Source organism: Streptomyces sp. NPDC042364 (assembly GCF_056437585.1).
The window spans coordinates 26,524-45,909 of record NZ_JBWKAJ010000007.1 but is presented as its reverse complement, the minus strand read 5'-3'; the positions used below and the strand labels follow the sequence as shown (position 1 = coordinate 45,909).

13 protein-coding genes and 1 pseudogene are annotated in these 19,386 nt (G+C 69.2%); 8 read left to right on the top strand and 6 right to left on the bottom strand.

All coding sequences use genetic code 11. From position 1 onward, the window contains the following. Nucleotide 1 precedes the first annotated feature (1 nt). The 3 genes from fabD (at nucleotide 2) to AC067N_RS16415 (ending at nucleotide 3,063) form a co-directional block, all read left to right on the top strand. A complete protein-coding gene (gene fabD / locus AC067N_RS16425; RefSeq protein WP_478679564.1) occupies nucleotides 2-2,215 on the top strand; it encodes an ACP S-malonyltransferase in 2,214 nt (737 codons plus the stop codon). 70 nt (nucleotides 2,216-2,285) lie between these two features. Beyond that, a complete protein-coding gene (locus tag AC067N_RS16420) occupies nucleotides 2,286-2,465 on the top strand; it encodes a hypothetical protein (protein ID WP_478679563.1) in 180 nt (59 codons plus the stop codon). A 100-nt stretch (nucleotides 2,466-2,565) separates the two neighbouring features. Then, on the top strand, nucleotides 2,566-3,063 hold the full coding sequence (locus tag AC067N_RS16415; RefSeq protein WP_478679562.1) for a hypothetical protein: 498 nt from the start codon (nucleotides 2,566-2,568) through the stop codon (nucleotides 3,061-3,063). On the opposite strand, the gene AC067N_RS16410 is transcribed toward AC067N_RS16415, so the two are convergent. Continuing rightward, nucleotides 3,040-3,636, bottom strand: coding sequence for a TlpA family protein disulfide reductase (locus AC067N_RS16410; protein ID WP_478679561.1), 597 nt, complete (start codon nucleotides 3,634-3,636; stop codon nucleotides 3,040-3,042). The genes AC067N_RS16415 and AC067N_RS16410 overlap by 24 nt on opposite strands. A 517-nt stretch (nucleotides 3,637-4,153) precedes the next feature. Here AC067N_RS16410 and AC067N_RS16405 point away from each other — a divergent pair. Continuing rightward, a complete protein-coding gene (locus tag AC067N_RS16405; protein WP_478679560.1) occupies nucleotides 4,154-4,678 on the top strand; it encodes a DUF3515 family protein in 525 nt (174 codons plus the stop codon). Nucleotides 4,679-4,802: 124 nt separating this feature from the next. Here the strand turns inward: AC067N_RS16405 and AC067N_RS16400 are convergent, their stop codons facing one another. From AC067N_RS16400 to AC067N_RS16390, 3 genes are all read right to left on the bottom strand, one after another. Further along, a complete protein-coding gene (locus AC067N_RS16400) occupies nucleotides 4,803-6,332 on the bottom strand; it encodes a helix-turn-helix domain-containing protein (protein WP_478679559.1) in 1,530 nt (509 codons plus the stop codon). Between the two features lie 115 nt (nucleotides 6,333-6,447). Beyond that, on the bottom strand, nucleotides 6,448-6,645 hold the full coding sequence (locus tag AC067N_RS16395) for a DUF4236 domain-containing protein (RefSeq protein WP_099968011.1): 198 nt from the start codon (nucleotides 6,643-6,645) through the stop codon (nucleotides 6,448-6,450). A gap of 181 nt (nucleotides 6,646-6,826) precedes the next feature. Next, nucleotides 6,827-7,012 carry a hypothetical protein gene (locus AC067N_RS16390; protein ID WP_478679558.1) on the bottom strand — a complete coding sequence of 62 codons (186 nt, stop codon included), beginning with the start codon at nucleotides 7,010-7,012 and terminating at the stop codon, nucleotides 6,827-6,829. Between the two features lie 619 nt (nucleotides 7,013-7,631). Between AC067N_RS16390 and acnA the strand changes: the two genes are divergently transcribed. Then, complete coding sequence (gene acnA / locus AC067N_RS16385; protein WP_478679557.1) at nucleotides 7,632-10,346, top strand: aconitate hydratase AcnA; 2,715 nt, start codon at nucleotides 7,632-7,634, stop codon at nucleotides 10,344-10,346. A gap of 267 nt (nucleotides 10,347-10,613) precedes the next feature. Then, nucleotides 10,614-11,687 carry a lytic polysaccharide monooxygenase auxiliary activity family 9 protein gene (locus AC067N_RS16380; RefSeq protein ID WP_478679556.1) on the top strand — a complete coding sequence of 358 codons (1,074 nt, stop codon included), beginning with the start codon at nucleotides 10,614-10,616 and terminating at the stop codon, nucleotides 11,685-11,687. Between the two features lie 206 nt (nucleotides 11,688-11,893). On the opposite strand, the pseudogene AC067N_RS16375 reads toward AC067N_RS16380, so the two are convergent. Together AC067N_RS16375 and AC067N_RS16370 are read right to left on the bottom strand one after the other, a co-directional pair. Beyond that, nucleotides 11,894-12,004 (bottom strand): annotated as a pseudogene (locus AC067N_RS16375) (helix-turn-helix transcriptional regulator); the annotation flags it as partial. Nucleotides 12,005-12,556: 552 nt separating this feature from the next. Then, complete coding sequence (locus AC067N_RS16370; RefSeq protein WP_478679555.1) at nucleotides 12,557-16,354, bottom strand: GH92 family glycosyl hydrolase; 3,798 nt, start codon at nucleotides 16,352-16,354, stop codon at nucleotides 12,557-12,559. A 482-nt stretch (nucleotides 16,355-16,836) separates the two neighbouring features. On the opposite strand from AC067N_RS16370, the gene ngcE reads away from it, so the two are divergent. Further along, on the top strand, nucleotides 16,837-18,306 hold the full coding sequence (gene ngcE, locus AC067N_RS16365) for an N-acetylglucosamine/diacetylchitobiose ABC transporter substrate-binding protein (RefSeq protein ID WP_478679554.1): 1,470 nt from the start codon (nucleotides 16,837-16,839) through the stop codon (nucleotides 18,304-18,306). Nucleotides 18,307-18,442: 136 nt separating this feature from the next. After that, on the top strand, nucleotides 18,443-19,372 hold the full coding sequence (locus AC067N_RS16360; protein WP_478679553.1) for a carbohydrate ABC transporter permease: 930 nt from the start codon (nucleotides 18,443-18,445) through the stop codon (nucleotides 19,370-19,372). Nucleotides 19,373-19,386 lie beyond the last annotated feature (14 nt).

Below are 19,386 nucleotides of genomic sequence, written 5' to 3'. Positions count from 1 at the left end.
CATGAGGGCCGTGGTGTTTCCGGGACAGGGCGCGCAGCGGCGCGGCATGGGACGGGAACTGTTCGACGCCTACCCCGGTCTCGTCGAGGAGGCATCCGACGTCCTCGGATACTCGATCCGCCAGCTGTGCCTGGACGACCCGCACCAGCGGCTGGGGCGCACCGAGTACACGCAGCCCGCGCTGTTCGTGACGGGCACGCTCGCCTACCGGCGGTGGCGGGAGGAGAACGACGAGCCCGCCTTCCTCGCCGGGCACAGCCTGGGGGAGTACTGCGCGCTGCACGCGGCCGGGGCGTTCGACTTCCCGACCGGCCTGCGTCTCGTCCAGCGGCGGGGCGAGCTCATGGCGCGGGCGCGTGGCGGAGGCATGGCGGCGGTGGTCGGCATGGACGAGGAGCGCCTGCGGGAGATCATGGAGGAGGGCGGCTTCTCCGCACTCACCATCGCCAACGACAACTCGCCCCAGCAGAAGGTCGTCTCCGGCGGAGTCGAGAGCATCGGCGAGCTGGTGACGTACCTCGAATCACGGGGCGCCCGGTGCGTGAGGCTCAATGTGTCCGGAGCCTTCCACTCACCCCTCATGCGCCCGGCGCAGCGGGACTTCGCGGAGTTCGTCGACGGCTGCTCCGTCGGCGACCCGAGAACACCGGTGATCTCCAACGTGACGGCACGCCCGTACGCGGCGGGGGAGATCCCGCGCCTGTTGGTCGAACAGATCGTGCGGCCCGTGCGCTGGACCGAGAGCGTGCGCCATCTGCTGGAGCGGGGCGTCACCGAGTTCGTCGAACTCGGCGGCCCGATGCTCGGCAGGCTGATCGACCAGATCCGCTCGGCTCCGCTCCCGGCGCCCCCGCCCGAGAGCCCGGCCACCGAGATGGGCAGCGCCGTGTTCCGCCGGCGCCTGGGCACGCGGTACGCCTACGTCGTCGGCGGCATGTACCGGGGCATCACCTCCGCCGAGATGATCGTCAAGCTCGGCCGCAGCGGCATGCTCGGTTTCCTGGGCACGGGAGGTCTCTCCCTCGCGCAGATCGAGCGGGCGGTCCGGACCGTGCAACAGGACCTGACCGAGGGACAGCCCTACGGCGTCAACCTGCTCGCCGACCTCGACGACCCGGCGGCCGAGCGCGAGCGGGTCGAGTTGCTCATGCGTCTCGGGGTACAGGTCGTCGAGGCGTCGGCCTTCATGGAGATGACCCCGGCGCTCGTTCTGTACCGGGCACGCGGGCTCCGCCGCGGCTCCGACGGCGCGCCGGTGTGCGGCCACCGCGTCGTGGCCAAGGTGTCGCGCCCCGAGGTCGCCGAACAGTTCCTGGCGCCGCCTCCCGAGGCGGTGCTGGACGCCCTGCACAGGGCGGGGGCGCTGACCGACGAACAGGCGGAGCTCGCCCGGACGGTCCCCATGAGCCACGACATCACGGTCGAGGCCGACTCCGGGGGCCACACGGACGGCGGTGTCGCCACGGCTCTGATGCCGGTGATGCTCGCCCTGCGTGATGCGGCACAGAAACGGTACGGATACGCCGAACCGATCTGCATGGGTCTCGCCGGCGGCCTCGGTACCCCCTCGGCGATGGCGGCGGCCTTCACCCTCGGCGCCGACTACGTCGTCACCGGGTCCGTCAACCAGTGCACGGTGGAGTCCGGAGCGAGCAGCACGGTCAAGGACATGCTTCAGGACATCGGCGTCACCGACACCGCCTACGCTCCCGCCGGCGACCTCTTCGAGCTGGGAGCCAAGGTGCAGGTGCTGCGCAAGGGCGTCTTCTTCCCCGTGCGGGCCAACAAGCTGTTCTCGCTGTACTCGCACTACGACAGCCTCGACGAGATACCGCACAAGACCCGCGCGCTGCTGGAGAGGACCTACTTCAAACGGAGCCTCGACCAGGTGTGGGACGAGGTGTGCTCCTACCTTCGGTCCCGCGGCCGGGACGCGGAGATCGCGCAGGCGGAACGGCACCCCAAGCAGAAGATGGCCCTCGTCTTCCGCTGGTACTTCTACTACGCCACGAGCCTGTCCATGGAGGGAGACGGCGGCGACCGCACGAACTACCAGGTCCACACGGGGCCCGCGCTGGGCGCCTTCAACCAGTGGGTGCAGGGAACCGAACTCGAGTCCTGGCGGCACCGTCACGTGGACCGTATCGGCCTCATGCTGCTGCGCGGCGCGGCCGACCTGAGGCGGGCCGAATTCGCCCTGCCGCACCGGCACTGACAGAGCCCCGGAACGACGCCCCGGAACAACGCCCCGGCAACGCCGTCACATGACTGGAGGAGACCGTCCCATGTCCGCTACGCATCCCGCTCGACCCGCCGTCCGCACTCCCCAGACCACCGGCCCGCTCCGCGACCGGCTCACCGACATCCTGGCCGCCCGGCTCGGCCTTCCCCAGGGCCACCGGGCGTCCCGCATCTGCCTCCCCGCACTGAGCCCCGCGCCGGGGGCCGGACACGACCCGTTCTGATCCAGCGTGAAGGTGACCCCGCCTCCGCCCGCCGGTAGGGGCGGTGGGACGATACAGGGGCGGTCTCCCGCAGCGGGAGACCGCCCCTGGAGGGAAGATCATGAAAGCCGCATTCGGCAACGCCCAGTTCGGCAGAGCCACTCTGGGAAGTGCCCTCTTCTACGCCGTGAACGTCACCGTCAGCTCATCGCTGATCGGCCTGGTCGTCGACCGGGCCTGGGCCTCCTTCGCAGACGGTCCCTGGGACCCGCTGCTCTACGGCGCGAGCAGCTATCTGCTTTTCCCCGCTGCCTGCATCCTCGTGCTGACGGCGGCCCGCCTCATCCTGCCCCCGGCGCCACGCTGGAAGGCGATCCTCGTCGACAGCTCCCTCTACCTGCTGACGTTCCTGATCTGCCACGGCGCGGGCTTCCTGGCGGACGGCGAGGGCGTCGGCACCGCCTTCGACGGGGCTTTCTTCGTCGCGCTCCTGTCCCTGTTCACGCTCCAGCTCCCCGCCGCCTGGGCTCTGATCGCCTGGGCCACCGGCCACCTCACCCCCACCGCGCCCCGCGGCGAGCAGAGCCCGGCCTCGTCACCGGCCGGCAGTCTTCTTTGACGGTTTCACCGCCCAGGAGGTCATCTCCTCCAGCATCTCGCGGTTGATCGCCCCCGACAACGAGGCGGCGATCTTGTGCCGGGAGTCGATGACGAAGGTGAAGGGCACCCCCTGGGACTGGATGACGCCCTCGGGCATGTCCAGGGTGGACTTCCCCGAGGGATCATGCAGGTTCGGGTAGGGGACGTCGAACTCCTCGATGAACGCCTTGGACGCGGCGATGCCGCTCCCGTGGTTGATGCCGACCACGACCACGCCCTTGCGCTTCATCGACTTCTCGTAGTCGACGAGCATGGGCATCTCCAGACGGCACGGCCCGCACCAATACGCCCACGCGTTGACCACGACCGTCTTGCCCCGGTAGTCCGACAGCCGAAACGGCTTCCCGTCGACCGTCGTCCCCTTGAGGTCCGGGGCATCGGGACGGCTCTTCACGTCGATGGTCAGAACCCCGCTGTCGGACACGCGGTATCCGGTGCGCTCGGAGCCGTCCATCGACGTGACGGCAAGGATGCCGCCACCCCCGACGACGACGGCGGCGGCCACGGCAATGGAGACGGTGGAACGCTTCACAGGTCAAATCCTCGCTCGGTCGCGGATATGCCTGCCATCCTCCCAACGCCCAGGGAACATCCTGGCGTTGGGGTACTGCCCTTGGGGGCAGTGCCCAAAGAGCCACTACCGCCCACCTGTTCGAGCCGCGCGGCATGAAGGGACACTTCCCCGCAGTGGGGGAGGGCGGGGAACGGAGTGCTGCTGTGCAGGTAGGAAAAGCCGCCATCTCGGTCGCGATAGCGGCCAGTGTGCCGGGCGCAGGCGCCACCACCGCCACGGCCGCGCCGGCCCCCAGGGGCGGCATCGCCGCGAAGTGCGACTACGAGCGACGGCCCGGCGGCGGCTGGCTGTACTGCTGGAAGACGGAGAAGGGCACGCAGAAAAGCGCGTCCGCAACACCACAGGTCCGCTCCCACAACATGCTCGCGGTCCCTGCGGCCCGAGCCCGCCCGAGCCTGCGCACGACGATCACCGGGCGGTATTGGCCCGGGGGCAGCGCACTTGAGGGCAATACCCCGCCTCCTACAGTTGCCTCATGCCCAAGCCCTCCCGCACCCTGCCCATCCTCGCCGGCGTCCTGAGCCTGGCCGGCGCCGCCCTGCTGGCCGTCCAGTTCCTGCCCGCCGACGCACCATCGGCCGAAGGCGCCCCCCAGGCCAAAAGCGCCATCTGCCGCGACCTGGCCGAGGGCTACCCCGACAAGATCGGCGGACACGAGAAGACCGCCACCTCCCCCGGCGCCGCCGTCTACGGCGACAACGTGATCACCCTGCGCTGCGGACTGCCCCAGATGCTGCCCACCACCGACATGTGCGTCACCGTCAACGGGGTGGACTGGGTACTGAAGAACAGCGGACAGGGCGAGGGCGACAAGACCATCACCACCTTCGGACGCAAGCCGGCCGCCGAAGCCGTCATCGACCCCGAAGTGCCCTCCGACGTAGCCCTGGTCGAGCTCGCCGCAGCGGTGAAGAACCTCCCCCGCAACGGCCACAAGTGCATCGACCAGGACGACGCCGCACACCCCAGCCCGACCGGCAGCACGCACCACACCCCCTGACAGCACGAAGGCCCGCACCCGGTCGGCGCTTTCTAGGGGTCTTCGTCTACGGGGACGCCCTGCGGGCCTCCTCCACGCCCCCCGGTTCCTCGGGCAGGCGGGTGGAGACAAGCGGTACCCGCAATCAGATGTCCCGGAAGATCTCGATCTGCGCCCCCACCGAGTTCAGGCGCTCCGCGAGGTCCTCGTAGCCGCGGTTGATGACATACACGTTGCGCAGCACGGACGTGCCGTCGGCGGCCATCATCGCGAGGAGGACGACGACGGCGGGGCGGAGGGCCGGCGGGCACATCATCTCGGCGGCGCGCCAGCGGGTCGGACCCTCGACGAGCACCCGGTGCGGGTCGAGGAGCTGGAGGCGGCCGCCGAGGCGGTTGAGGTCGGTGAGGTAGATCGCCCGGTTGTCGTAGACCCAGTCGTGGATGAGGGTCTTGCCCTGGGCGACGGCGGCGATGGCCGCGAAGAACGGGACGTTGTCGATGTTCAGGCCGGGGAACGGCATGGGGTGGATCTTGTCGATCGGCGCCTGGAGCTTGGAGGGCCGGACGGTCAGGTCCACCAGGCGCGTACGGCCGTTGTCGGCGAAGTACTCGGGTGAGCGGTCGTGGTCGAGGCCCATCTCCTCCAGGACCGCCAGCTCGATCTCCAGGAACTCGATCGGCACCCGGCGCACCGTCATCTCCGACTCGGTGACCACCGCCGCGGCGAGCAGGCTCATCGCCTCGACCGGGTCCTCGGAGGGCGAGTAGTCGACGTCCACGTCGATGTGCGGCACACCGTGCACCGTGAGCGTGGTCGTGCCGATGCCCTCGACCCGGACGCCGAGCGCCTCCAGGAAGAAGCACAGGTCCTGGACCATGTAGTTGGACGAGGCGTTGCGGATGACGGTCACGCCGTCGTGGCGGGCGGCGGCGAGCAGCGCGTTCTCGGTCACCGTGTCGCCGCGCTCGGTCAGCACGATCGGGCGGCCCGGGGTCACGGTGCGGTCCACCTCCGCGTGGTACAGCCCCTCGGTCGCGGTGATGTCCAGGCCGAACCGGCGCAGCGCGATCATGTGCGGCTCGATGGTCCGCGTACCGAGGTCGCACCCACCCGCGTACGGCAGTTTGAAGTGGTCCACGCGATGCAGCAGCGGGCCGAGGAACATGATGATCGACCGGGTGCGGCGGGCCGCCTGCGCGTCCATCGCCGCCAGGTCCAGCTCGGCCGACGGCACGATCTCCAGGTCGACGCCGTCGTTGATCCACCGGGCGCGGACGCCGATGGAGCCGAGCACCTCCAGCAGGCGGTACACCTCCTCGATCCGGGCCACCCGGCGAAGTACCGTGCGCCCCTTGTTCAACAGGGAGGCGCACAGCAGTGCGACGCACGCGTTCTTGCTGGTCTTCACATCGATCGAACCGGAGAGCCGGCGCCCGCCGACGACCCGCAGATGCATCGGACCCGCGTACCCCAGCGAGACGATCTCGCTGTCCAGGGCTTCACCGATTCGAGCGATCATCTCAAGGCTGATGTTTTGATTACCGCGCTCGATACGGTTCACCGCGCTCTGGCTCGTGCCGAGGGCCTCCGCCAACTGCGACTGTGTCCAGCCACGGTGCTGTCGCGCGTCACGGATGAGCCTGCCGATGCGTACGAGGTAGTCGTCTCCCATGAGGGTGAGGCTATCTCACATATGAGATGGCGCCTCTTGTGGGGGCTGTTGGGGTGAAGTGGCTGGGCCGTTCAGGCGACGGGCCGTCAGCCGCTCGGCGGGTCACCGGCGCTGCTCAGTGACGCCTCGCGCTGCGCGTGCGGCGCCAGCCGAAGGGGCCGGGCAGGTCCATCGACGTCGTACGGCGTCCCGTACTGCTGTGGGTGTGCCGCGGGCCGTTGCTGCCGCCGGTCGTGATGGACCAGGAGCGCTTGTTGATGTTGAGACGCACGCCCGGCAGGATCCGGAAACTCTTGCGGAACGTGAGCGGCATGGTTGCCTCCTTCCGATGTCCAAGTCGGGTACCCCGCTTGCGGATTCGCATGCGGGTGCGAGTGGCCGCGGCCGCGGACGGGTGGCGGCCCGGCCTCCGCCGGGGCTCCGCCCGCCTCGGTGCGCATTCGGCCGGCGGTGTTCTGCGGGGCAGCCGCCGCGGCGGCGTGCTCACCGGGTGCTCACGCCGGTCCGGCGGGACGAGACGGCTGTACTCGGTGGGCGCGATCCGCTCGAAGCGTGGCGGCCATCGCGGTGCGCAGGAGCCGCACCCCGATGTCCCTGGGCTCGGAGTCCGGCGCGTCGGGCTCGGAGTCCGGCGCGTCGTCATCGATGTCGAGGACGTCCAGGGCGAGCGGTGTGTCCATTCCGGGCGTCGGCGGCCGACGGCGAGGTCGTCCGCCGGTTCCCCGTTGAGGGCGTAGGGCGGTCGGGAGAAGAGGTCGGGTTCTCGCGCCCGCTGAGAGGGCGCATGGGCAGGCCCTTCTCCTTCATGGTTCAGGCACGCTCCGGTGGGGGCGGGCGTCACGCCTGTCCAACCGCCGTACCGGGGTAAACGGTTTTCGATCACCCTGCGTGCGGCCACGCCGGCAAACGGAGCAGCTCGAAACCCGCCGACGCCGCCAGGTGCCTCGGCAGCACCACTGCGGCCTGCTGGGCGTCGTCGGCCGGCCGCACGCGCGATCCGGCCAGGGCCGGGGCGTGAGGCGCCGAACCGCTTGTCCGAGAGAGACTGGGAAACAGCCCCTGATGCTCCGGAAAGGCCGGGACTGCCCCGGTTGTGCCCAGGCAGGACGACACCCGCCCGGGCATGACCCGCCCGCGCCCATGTACTAGAGTTATCTCGACATCGAGATATCTGCCGAGGCGCACTGCGGCCGCCACCCCGGTAAGGGGTGCCTAACTTAGCCTTACCTTAGCGGATCGGCCAAGGGGGCGTGGCGGCAGGATGCGGTGGTACGCGCACATGGAATGAAGGAGACTGTCGTGTCGGCGAACAGCTTCGACGCCCGCAGCACGCTGCAGGTGGGCGACGAGTCGTACGAGATCTTCCGGCTGGACAAGGTGGAGGGCTCGGCTCGCCTGCCCTACAGCCTCAAGGTCCTGCTGGAGAACCTGCTCCGCACGGAGGACGGCGCGAACATCACCGCCGATCACATCCGTGCCCTCGGCAACTGGGACTCCCAGGCTCAGCCCAGCCAGGAGATCCAGTTCACGCCGGCCCGCGTGATCATGCAGGACTTCACCGGTGTTCCCTGTGTCGTGGACCTCGCCACCATGCGTGAGGCCGTCGCGGCGCTCGGCGGCGACCCGGCGAAGATCAACCCGCTCTCCCCGGCCGAGATGGTCATCGACCACTCCGTCATCGCCGACAAGTTCGGCACCAACGACGCCTTCAAGCAGAACGTCGACCTGGAGTACGGCCGCAACAAGGAGCGCTACCAGTTCCTGCGCTGGGGCCAGACCGCGTTCGACGACTTCAAGGTCGTCCCCCCGGGCACCGGCATCGTCCACCAGGTGAACATCGAGCACCTGGCCCGCACCGTCATGGTCCGCAACGGCCAGGCGTACCCGGACACCCTCGTCGGTACCGACTCGCACACCACCATGGTCAACGGCCTCGGCGTCCTCGGCTGGGGCGTCGGCGGCATCGAGGCCGAGGCCGCGATGCTCGGCCAGCCGGTCTCCATGCTCATCCCGCGCGTCGTCGGCTTCAAGCTCACCGGTGAGCTGCCGGCCGGCACCACCGCCACCGACCTGGTGCTCACCATCACCGAGATGCTGCGCAAGCACGGTGTCGTCGGCAAGTTCGTCGAGTTCTACGGCGAGGGCGTGGCCGCCACCTCGCTGGCGAACCGCGCCACCATCGGCAACATGTCGCCCGAGTTCGGCTCCACCGCCGCGATCTTCCCGATCGACGGTGAGACCCTGAACTACCTCAAGCTCACCGGCCGCTCCGAGCAGCAGGTCGCGCTCGTCGAGGCGTACGCCAAGGAGCAGGGCCTCTGGCTGGACCCGGCCGCCGAGCCGGACTTCTCCGAGAAGCTGGAGCTGGACCTCTCCACGGTCGTCCCCTCCATCGCCGGCCCGAAGCGTCCGCAGGACCGCATCGTCCTCGCGAACGCCGCCGAGCAGTTCAAGCAGGACGTGCGCAACTACGTCGACATGGTCGACGAGGCGGGCCAGGAGTCCTTCCCGGCCTCCGACGCCCCCGCCGTCACCAACGGCGTGCCGTCCAACCCGGTCCCCGTCACCGCCCCCGACGGCACCACCTACGAGCTGGACCACGGCGCCGTCACCGTCGCCGCGATCACCTCCTGCACCAACACCTCGAACCCGTACGTCATGGTCGCCGCCGCGCTCGTCGCGAAGAAGGCCGTGGAGAAGGGCCTGACCCGCAAGCCGTGGGTCAAGACCACCCTCGCCCCGGGCTCCAAGGTCGTCACCGACTACTTCGACAAGGCGGGCCTGACCCCGTACCTCGACAAGGTCGGCTTCAACCTCGTCGGCTACGGCTGCACCACCTGCATCGGCAACTCCGGCCCGCTGCCGGAGGAGGTCTCCAAGGCCGTCAACGACCACGACCTCGCGGTCACCTCGGTCCTCTCCGGCAACCGGAACTTCGAGGGCCGGATCAACCCCGACGTCAAGATGAACTACCTGGCGTCCCCGCCGCTGGTCGTCGCGTACGCCATCGCGGGCTCCATGAAGGTGGACATCACCAAGGACGCCCTCGGCACCGACCAGGACGGCAAGCCGGTCTACCTGTCCGACATCTGGCCGACCGAGGCCGAGGTCAACGACGTCGTGGCGAACGCCATCGGCGAGGACATGTTCTCCAAGTCCTACCAGGACGTCTTCGCGGGCGACGCCCAGTGGCAGGCCCTGTCGATCCCGACCGGCAACACCTTCGAGTGGGACCCGGAGTCGACCTACGTCCGCAAGCCCCCGTACTTCGAGGGCATGACGATGGAGACCACCCCGGTCTCCGACATCGCCGGCGCCCGGGTCCTCGCCAAGCTCGGCGACTCGGTCACCACCGACCACATCTCCCCGGCCGGCGCCATCAAGGCCGACACCCCGGCGGGCAAGTACCTCACCGAGCACGGTGTCGAGCGCCGCGACTTCAACTCGTACGGCTCCCGCCGAGGCAACCACGAGGTCATGATCCGCGGCACGTTCGCCAACATCCGCCTGCGCAACCAGATCGCGCCGGGCACCGAGGGCGGCTACACCCGTGACTTCACGCAGGACGGCGGCCCGGTCTCCTTCATCTACGACGCCTCGCGCAACTACATCGAGCAGGGCATCCCGCTGGTCATCCTGGCCGGCAAGGAGTACGGCTCCGGCTCGTCCCGCGACTGGGCGGCCAAGGGCACCGCGCTCCTCGGCGTCAAGGCCGTCATCGCCGAGTCGTACGAGCGCATCCACCGCTCGAACCTCATCGGCATGGGCGTGCTGCCGCTCCAGTTCCCGGAGGGCCAGTCCGCCGGGTCCCTCGGTCTGACCGGTGAGGAGACGTTCTCCGTCACGGGCGTCGAGGAGCTCAACAACGGCACCACGCCGCGCACCGTCAAGGTCACCACCGACACCGGTGTCGAGTTCGACGCGGTCGTCCGCATCGACACCCCCGGTGAGGCCGACTACTACCGCAACGGCGGCATCATGCAGTACGTGCTGCGCAACCTGATCCGCAACTGAGTGATCCGGTAGGGCAGTTGAGGGCCGCATCCCCGGCGACGGGGGTGCGGCCCTCCGCCGTGTCCGCCCCGCCCGCCCTGCGCCAACCGTTTACAACCGAACCACTCCGCGCTAGCTTCCGAAGCAGGTGGGGGTGGGAGCGCTCCCATTCCGCGCGGCGGACCGGAACCCGCCCCGGGGGCTCGCTCCCACCCCGCACCACTCATCCGTACGCACACAGGTACACGCGCACGTTCCTCAAGGCCGTACACCCAAGGAGCGTTTGTCATGCACGTGACAACCTTACGACTGGGGTTGCCCAGGCGCCACCGCGCGCTGCTGCTCGTCCTCCTGGCCCTCGTCACGACGATCCCGGCACTCGGTCTGGTCGTCACCGCCGGCAGCGGCAAGGCGGAGGCGCACGGCACGCCGATGAAGCCCGGCAGCCGCACCTTCCTGTGCTGGCAGGACGGGCTGACCGACGCCGGTGAGATCAAACCGGTCAACCCGGCCTGCCGCGCCGCGCAGCAGACGAGCGGGACGACCCCGTTCTACAACTGGTTCTCGGTGCTCCGCTCGGACGGCGCCGGCCGCACCCGGGGCTTCGTCCCGGACGGCCAGCTCTGCAGCGGCGGCAACCCCAACTTCACCGGGTTCGACACGCCCAGCCGGGACTGGCCGCTGACCCACCTCACCGCGGGGGCGAACGTCGACTTCTCGTACAACGCGTGGGCGGCGCACCCGGGCTGGTTCTACGTGTACATCACCAAGGACGGCTTCGACCCGACGAAGACGCTCACCTGGAACGACATCGAGGACCGGCCGTTCCTGAGCGTCGACCACCCGCCGCTGAACGGCAGCCCGGGCACCGTCGAGGCCAACTACTCCTGGCGGGGCCAGCTCCCCGCGAACAAGTCGGGCCGCCACATCATCTACATGGTCTGGCAGCGCTCCGACAGCCAGGAGACCTTCTACTCCTGCTCCGACGTCGTCTTCGACGGCGGCAACGGCGAGGTGACCGGCATCAAGGAGCCGGGCAACCCCACCGAGCCCGTACCGGGCCAGTGCTCCGCGACCCGCCGTACGACGGGCACCTGGAACGGCGGCTACCAGTCCGAGGTCGTCGTCAAGAACACCGGGGACGTGCCGATGCTCGGCTGGATGGTCAACTGGACCCTGCCGAGCGGCCAGCGGGTCGACAGCCTCTGGAGCGGCAGCGCCACCTACACCGGACAGGACGTGATGGTCCACAACAGCAACTGGAACGGTTCGTTGGCTCCAGGCGCGACGGCGACCTTCGGGTACGTCGTCCAGGGGCCGGGAGGTGATTCCAGTACGACGCTGCCCTGCCGGGTGGGCTAGGGCCTTTCCTCCGGATCGCCGAGCGGACCGGATGGGGATGTCCGCGTTGCGAGGTGCGGCCAGGTAGACGGTGGCGGTCTTGCCGTGTCGTGCGGCAGGGCCGCGCCCGCCGCAACACCCTGCGTTCCCCCGGGGGGCGTGTCGCCACCACCCCGGTACGGAGCACTCTCTCGGGGGGCTTGTGAAGCCACCGGAGCCGGCCGGTCCTACGGCCGCCCGCGCTTGATGGCGTTCACCCCGGCCTGGAACCTGCTGGCCGCGTCCAGTCGCTCCATCAGGCTCGACATCATCCGGCTGACCGTGCGCGCCGAGATCCCGAGGTTGCGGGCGGCGGCCTCGTCGGCTTCGCGCCCCGGCCCACCTGCTCGGCACCTGGCACGGGCTCCTCGACGCCGTCATCCGCGTCGTCAGCGCGGGGGCGATCCTCGCCGCCGGCTTCCTCTTCGACCGCTTCGGAGGCAGGCCGGTCCACCTCGTCGTCGGCGCGCTCCTCCTGCTCACCGCAGCCCTGTGGTCCACCTTCGGCACCGAGGACCGGCAGAACCTCGGCTCGACCTCCCTGCACCCCGCCCCCGCTCCCACCAGCAGTTGACGTGGCGTCGAGTGCCGGCGCGTGGGCGCTCGACCCTGCCCCGAGGTGCTCGGGCGGACCGGGTGAGCGGGCGGTGCGTGCCCACCCGGTCCGTGAGCCGGGCCGGTCCGGGGGAAACCGGCTCGGAGGGGGAGTGGTTCGGGGGACCTCGGACAGGACAACGTTGTCGAGTGGTCTATACAAGACTCTATCCCGGCAACGGCCCGCATAGTCAAGTCAGTTGGGGCCCGGCGAGCTGCCGGGCCCCCTTGTGTTCACGGTGTTCTCCGCCCCGGCGTCACGAGAGCAGCTCCACCTCCGCGAGGGTCGCCGGAGCGTCGAGGACCAGGCGGTAGTGGCGGTAGGGCCTCGGGGCGGGCACGGAGAAGACCCGTGTCTGGCGGTCCCAGGCGAACGACTCGTCCGACCGCCGGTGGAGGGTCTTCCAGGTGCTGCCGTCGGCCGAGCCCTGGAGGGTCCAGCCGGTGGGCGCCTCGCGGCGGTCGGACGACGTCAGCGTGTACTGCACGGCCCTGGTGCGGGCCGGCACCGGCAGCTCGGCCGTCGTCACCGTGGTCTTCGTCGACGACGTGTCGTCGAACAGCTCCCCGTCGCCCTCGACGGCGTCCGAGCGCGGCGACGGCACCTCGTCGTCCTTGGTGATCGACACCGGCGCGGCGCTCTCGCCCGTGCCCCACCGCGACGGCCTCGGGCCCATGTCGAACTCCAGTACCCCGCCCTTCGCGATCAGCGTGTGCGGCAGCGAGGTGGACCGCCAGGTCTTCCCGTTGACCTTCAGCCCTTGAACGTAGACGTTCTCCGCGCTGTTGTCGGGGGCGCGGACCACCAGGTCCCTGCCGTTCTCCAGATGGACCGTCGCCTCGGTGAACAGGGGCGAGCCGATCGCGTACTCGCCGCTGCCCATCACCAGCGGATAGAAGCCGAGCGCGGAGAAGAGGTACCAGGCCGACTGCTCGCCGTTGTCCTCGTCGCCGTGGTAGCCCTGGCCGATGGCGCTGCCGGCATACAGCCGGGAGAGCACCTCGCGGACCTTCTCCTGTGCCTTCCACGGCTGCCCGGCCGCGTCGTACATGTAGATCGCGTGATGGGCGACCTGGTTGGAGTGGCCGTACATGCCCATCCGGACGTCACGCGCCTCGGTCATCTCGTGGATGACGCCGCCGTAGGAGCCGGTGAGGTCGGGCGAGGCCGTCTCCGGGGTGGAGAAGTAGGCGTCCAGCTTCCTCGCCAGCCCCGCCCGGCCGCCGTACAGGTTCGCCAGGCCCCTGCTGTCCTGCGGCGCGGTGAACGCGTAGCCCCAGCCGTTGGTCTCCGTGTAGTCGTGGCCCCAGACCCGCGGGTCGTACGCCGACGAGTCCACCCGCCACTTCCCGTCGCCGTCCCGGCCCTGGAAGAACCCGGCCTCCTTATCGAACAGTTGCACGTAGTTCCGTGCCCGGTCGAGGAAGTACGCCGACTCCTCCCGGTACCGCTTCTCACCGGTCCTTTCGTACAGGGCCCGGCCCATCCGGGCGATGCCGTAGTCGTTGAGGTAGCCCTCCAGCGCCCACGACAGGCCCTCGTGGGTGTCGGTGCTCGTGTAGCCGAGGAAGGGGGAGGAGGCCATTCCCTTGCGGCCGACGCCCGGGTTCGGCGGGACGACCGTGGCGTTCTTGACGGCCGCCTCGTACGCCGCCCGCGCGTCGAAGTCGACGCCCTTGACGTATGCGTCCGCGAACGCCACGTCCGACGAGGTGCCCGTCATCAGGTCCGCGTACCCGGGGGAGGACCAGCGGGAGGTCCAGCCGCCGTCCTTGTACTGCTGTACGAAACCGTCCACCAGCTCGCCCGCCCGGGACGGCGTCAGCAGGGAGTACGCGGGCCAGGTCGTCCGATAGGTGTCCCAGAAGCCGTTGTTGACGTACACCTTGCCCTCGACGATCTTCGCGCCGGTGTGCGTCGGGGTGTCCGGACCCGGCATGGGGGAGAACGGCGAGGCGTACCGATAGGCCGAACCGACCTTCTCGAAGCCGGAGTTGGGGTACAGGTACAGCCGGTAGAGGTTGGAGTACAGCGTGGTCAGCTGATCGGGGGTCGCGCCCTCGACCTCCACCCGGCCGAGGAGCCGGTCCCACTGCGCCCGCGCCCGGTCCCGAACCGTCTCGAAGCCGGTGCCCTCCGGGATCTCCTGGCGCAGATTGTCCTTCGCCTGCTCGATGCCGATGAGGGAGGTGGCCAGGCGGAGGGTCACCGTCCGGTCCGCGCCCGCGTCGAAGCGGAGGTGACCCCTCACCCCGGAGGAGTCGCCGCCGGTCACCGGCGCGTCGAACACCCCGTACACGAAGAGGCGGGTCGCGCCCGTCGACAGCCCGGACTTCACATCCGAGAATCCCGTGACGACTCCGGCGTCCTTGTCCAGGGTCAGGCTCGCCTGGTCCGTGACGTTGTCGAAGAGGACGCTCGCGTCGTCACCCGGGTAGGTGAAGCGGAGCACCGCCGCGTGGTCCGTCGGGGCCATCTCCGCCTTGATCCCGTTCTCGAAGCGGACCCCGTAGTAGTACGGCCGGGCCGTCTCGTTCTCGTGCCGGAACGCCAGTGCCCGAGCCGTCCGCCCCAGGTCAGGGGTGCCGGAGGCGGCCGAGGGCATCACCTGGAAGGTCTGCCGGTCGCCCATCCAGGGGCTCGGCTCGTGACTCGCGCTGAACGCCTGGAGGGTGGGGAGGTTGTCCGCGTTGTTGGCCCGCGCGTAGTCGTACAGCCAGCTCAGCGAGCCCGCGTTGGTGACCGGCGTCCAGAAGTTGAAGCCGTGCGGGACCGCCGTCGCCGGGAAGTTGTTGCCGCGGGAGAAACCGCCGCTGGAGTTGGTGCCCCGGGTGGTGACCGCGTAGTCGGACGGATGGGCCTTCGGCCGCTCGGGCGCCCGGACCCTCAGGGCCACGTCGTCGATCCAGCCCCGGAACCTCGCCGGCCCCTTCGGGGAGTCGTACGCCACCAGGACACGGTCGACCGTCTTCCCGGCGGCGACCGACCCGATCCGCGAGACCACGTCGTTCCACTGGTTGACGTACAGCGCCTTCGCCGCGCCCTGCCCGCGCGGCGTGAGGGGGAATCCGTGCTGGTCGACGGCGCGCAGCTCGCTGAGCGAGGTGCCGTCCGTGAAGACCAGGTCGACGGCGACATGCGTGGCGTCGTAGTCCAGATCGCCGTCCGCCATGGACGGGAAGATCCGGTACGCCAGCTCGGTGTCGCGCCCGACGGCCACGTCCACGTCGAAGACCCTGTTGTACGAGTGAGCGCGGCCGTCCGCCGTGTGCCGGCCCGCGTACCGCAGCGCACGCTTGTCGGTGAAGCCCATGCCGGCCTTGGCGGTCGCCGAGCCGCTCGGGCCCCGGTCGGTGTGGGTGCGCATCTCCCTCGGCGCGGGTGTCGGGCCGCCGCCGGTGGAGAACTGCACGTCGGCCAGCTGGGTGATGGTGGAGGCCCCGTTGTTCCTGGTGATCTCCAGCCGGAAGTGCCGGTATCCGGCGACCGCGTCGGCGGCGATGTCGTACGACTTGGTCAGATACCGCTCGGGGAAGGACTCGCCGGTGCGGGTGTCGAGGGTCCGCCACTCCTTGCCGTCGGCGGAGCCCTTCAGGTTCCAGTCCCTGGGGTCACGCCCTTCGGCGTCGTTCGCCGAGGTCAGCGCGTACGTCACCACCTCGGCGGGTCTGTCGAGGTCGAACTCCACCCAGCCGGTGGGCTGGAAGGAGAGCCACTTGGTGCCGGGCTCCCCGTCGACCAGGTTCTCCTTCACCTCGCCGCCGGAGGTGTTCTCGCCGCTCGCCCGGACGTCGGTCACCCGGTCGGTGATGTTGCCGGGGACGCCCGTGGTGTAGCCGCCGTCGACGCCGGAGGCCCGGGGGGAGCTGTCCGGCGCGGTGTCCACGGTGTCGGTCCAGTCCGGTGCCGGTTGCCCCGGCTCGAACGAGGAACCGAACTCCCGGTCGGCCGCCGCCGGTCGGGCCGGTAACGCGGCGGCGGCCCCCTGCGAGGCCACCACCAGAGCGAGCGCGGCGGCGCCGAGCGCCGCCGTGGATCTCCGTCCGTGCCGCATGCGCGAGCACCCTCCCTGCGCCCGATCACCCGCTCGACCGCGTCGGCGGCCAAGGAACGATCAGAAGTGGACAACGTTGTCTGCCGTGGTGCGCAGGGACCAGTAGTGGTTCAAGTGATGAGTGGTGTCAAGGGTGTTGGGTGAGCCATCCGGGCCGGATGGCGGGGAATTTGTGGTGGAGCGGCGCTGGGACGCCCGTATTTCCGCGAGGTCTCAACTCGGAAAAGACCGACGGCCAACCTTGCATTCGATCTTGCTCCCTTGGCGGGAAGTGGACTATACCTGTCGGCGTCCGCATCGTGGCCGCACGACTGTGGACGGGCGCTACCTGGGGGGAATTACCGGCGGGCGCGGACGTGTCCGCGCGCGGACCGCCGTCTTGCCCCTGTTGAATCCTCACGCACGACCCCAGCTTGAACCGATCGCGGTGCCGGGAGGATCCGGTTCACCGCCTGAGTCCTGGAGAAGGCGAGGACTTGAGCATGGGATCCACGACCGCTGAGAACAACGACCCCGAGGCTTGTGGCACCACCACCGCGGAGGGTGTGGGCCGCCGCGATCTGATCAAGCGATCCGCCGCGCTGGGCCTGATCACCGTCCCCACGATGAGCTTCCTGTCCGCCTGTGCGAGCGGCGGAGGGGACGACGACTCCTCCGAGGACGCCCAGGGCGAGACGTCCGAGTCGAACCCCTTCGGCGTCAAGAAGGGCAGCAAGCTCGACGTCGTCATCTTCAAGGGCGGCTACGGCGACGCCTACGCCAAGGCGTGGGAGGCCGCCTTCCAGAAGAAGTGGGGCGTCACCTCCACCCACACCGGCACCCAGGAGATCACCGGCAAGCTCCAGCCCCGGTTCAACGCGGGCAACCCGCCGGACATCGTCGACGACTCCGGCGCCCAGCAGATCCCGATCGACGTCCTCTACAAGAACGACCAGCTCCTCGACCTCGCCGCGGTCCTGGACGCCCCCTCGATCGACGACCCCGCCAAGAAGGTCCGCGACACCCTCATCCCCGGCACGCTCGACGCGGGCATGCAGGAGGACAAGATCGTCGCCCTCAACTACATCTACACGGTGTGGGGCCTGTGGTACTCCGGCAAGCTCTTCAAGGAGAACGGCTGGGAGGAGCCCAGGACCTGGGCGGACTTCCTGGCCATCTGCAAGGAGGCCAAGGCCAAGGGCATCGGCGGCCTCGCCCACCAGGGCAAGTACCCGTACTACATCAACGTGGCCATCATGGACCTGATCGCCAAGACCGGCGGCCTGGAGGCCATGAAGGCCATCGACAACCTCGACCCGAAGGCGTTCGTCGGCTCCGACGCCGCGAAGGCCGGTGTCGAGGCGATCTACGAGGTGGTCGAGAAGGGCTATCTGATGCCCGGCACCAACGGCCTCACCCACACCGAGTCGCAGACCCGCTGGAACCAGTACAAGGCCGTGTTCATCACCTCCGGTTCTTGGCTGGAGAACGAGCAGCTCAAGCAGACCCCGGCCGACTTCGACATGAAGTTCATGCCGATGCCGCTGCTGCCGGACAGCGTGATGCCGTTCGAGGCGATCCGGGCCGGCTCCGGCGAGCCGTTCATCATCCCCGCCAAGGCGAAGAACCTGCCCGCGGCCAAGGAGTTCATGCGGATGATGCTGTCCAAGGAATGGTCGACGCTGTTCGCCAAGGAGGCGAACTCCCTCACCATCCTCAAGGACGGCGTCGACCCCGGCGTACGGCTGCGACCCGGTACGCAGTCCACGGTCGAGGCGTCCAAGGCCGCCGGTGACAACACCTTCCGTTACCTGTACACCGAGTGGTACAGCGAGATGGACACGGCGATCCAGAACGCGTCGAACGAGCTGATGGCGAAGCGGATCCAGCCGGCCGAGTGGCTGAAGCGGGCGCAGGCGGCCGTGGACAAGCAGGCGAAGGACCCGGACTCCAAGAACAACCGCCGGGAGTGAGGGAGCCTTCGGGCGACGTGGGGGGCTGAGTGCTGCGGTGGGCAGGCGGTTCACCGCGGGTGGCTTGTCGCGCAGCTCCCCGCGCCCCCGAAGCGTGCGGGCCTTTCGTCACGGAACCCAAGGCAGGATCACGCCAATGCGCAAAGGGCAGTACCGCTTCGTCGCGGGGTTTCTCATCGTCCCCGTGGCGCTCTATCTGATCTTCGTCATCTGGCCGTACCTCCAGACCTTCGGCTATTCGCTGACGGACTGGAGAGGGCAGTCGCAGACGTTCGACTTCGTCGGGCTGGACAACTACACCGCGCTGTTCCAGGACGACATCTTCCTCCAGGCCATCTGGCACAACATCCTTTTCCTGGTGTTCATCCCGGTGATCACCATCCTGCTGGCGCTGTTCTTCGCGTTCATGCTCAACGCGGGCGGGCGAGGCCGGGCCGGCGGGGTCTCCGGGATCGCCGGGTCGGGGTTCTACAAGATCGTCTACTTCTTCCCTCAGGTCCTGTCGCTGGCGATCCTCGCCGTCCTCTTCGGCGCCGTGTACCGCAGCGACAGCGGCGGGATGCTCAACGGCTTCCTCATGAAGGTGGGGCTCGTCGACGAGACCAGCCCCGTCGAATGGCTGAACGAACCGAACTTCGTGCTCTGGGCACTGATCGCGGTCGTCGTCTGGCACGGCGTCGGCTTCTACCTGGTGCTGTTCTCCGCCGCCATGCAGGCCATCCCGAGGGACATCTACGAGGCCGCGCTGATCGACGGCGCCGGCCGCGCCCACACCTTCTTCCGGATCACCCTGCCCCTGCTCTGGGACTCCGTGCAGACCGCCTGGGTCTACCTCGGCATCGCGGCGATGGACATGTTCATCCTGGTCTCCACGATGACGGCGGGGGAGTACGGCGGCGGCCCCGATCACCACAGCGAGGTCATGGCGACCGTGATGATGCGGAACTTCCTGCTGTACGGCAAGAGCGGCTACGCCTGCGCCATGGGCGTGGTGATGCTGCTCCTCACCCTGATCGTCTCGGTGGTCATGCTGCGCGCCACCCGCCGTGAACGCATCGAGTTCTGAAGCCGGAGATGACG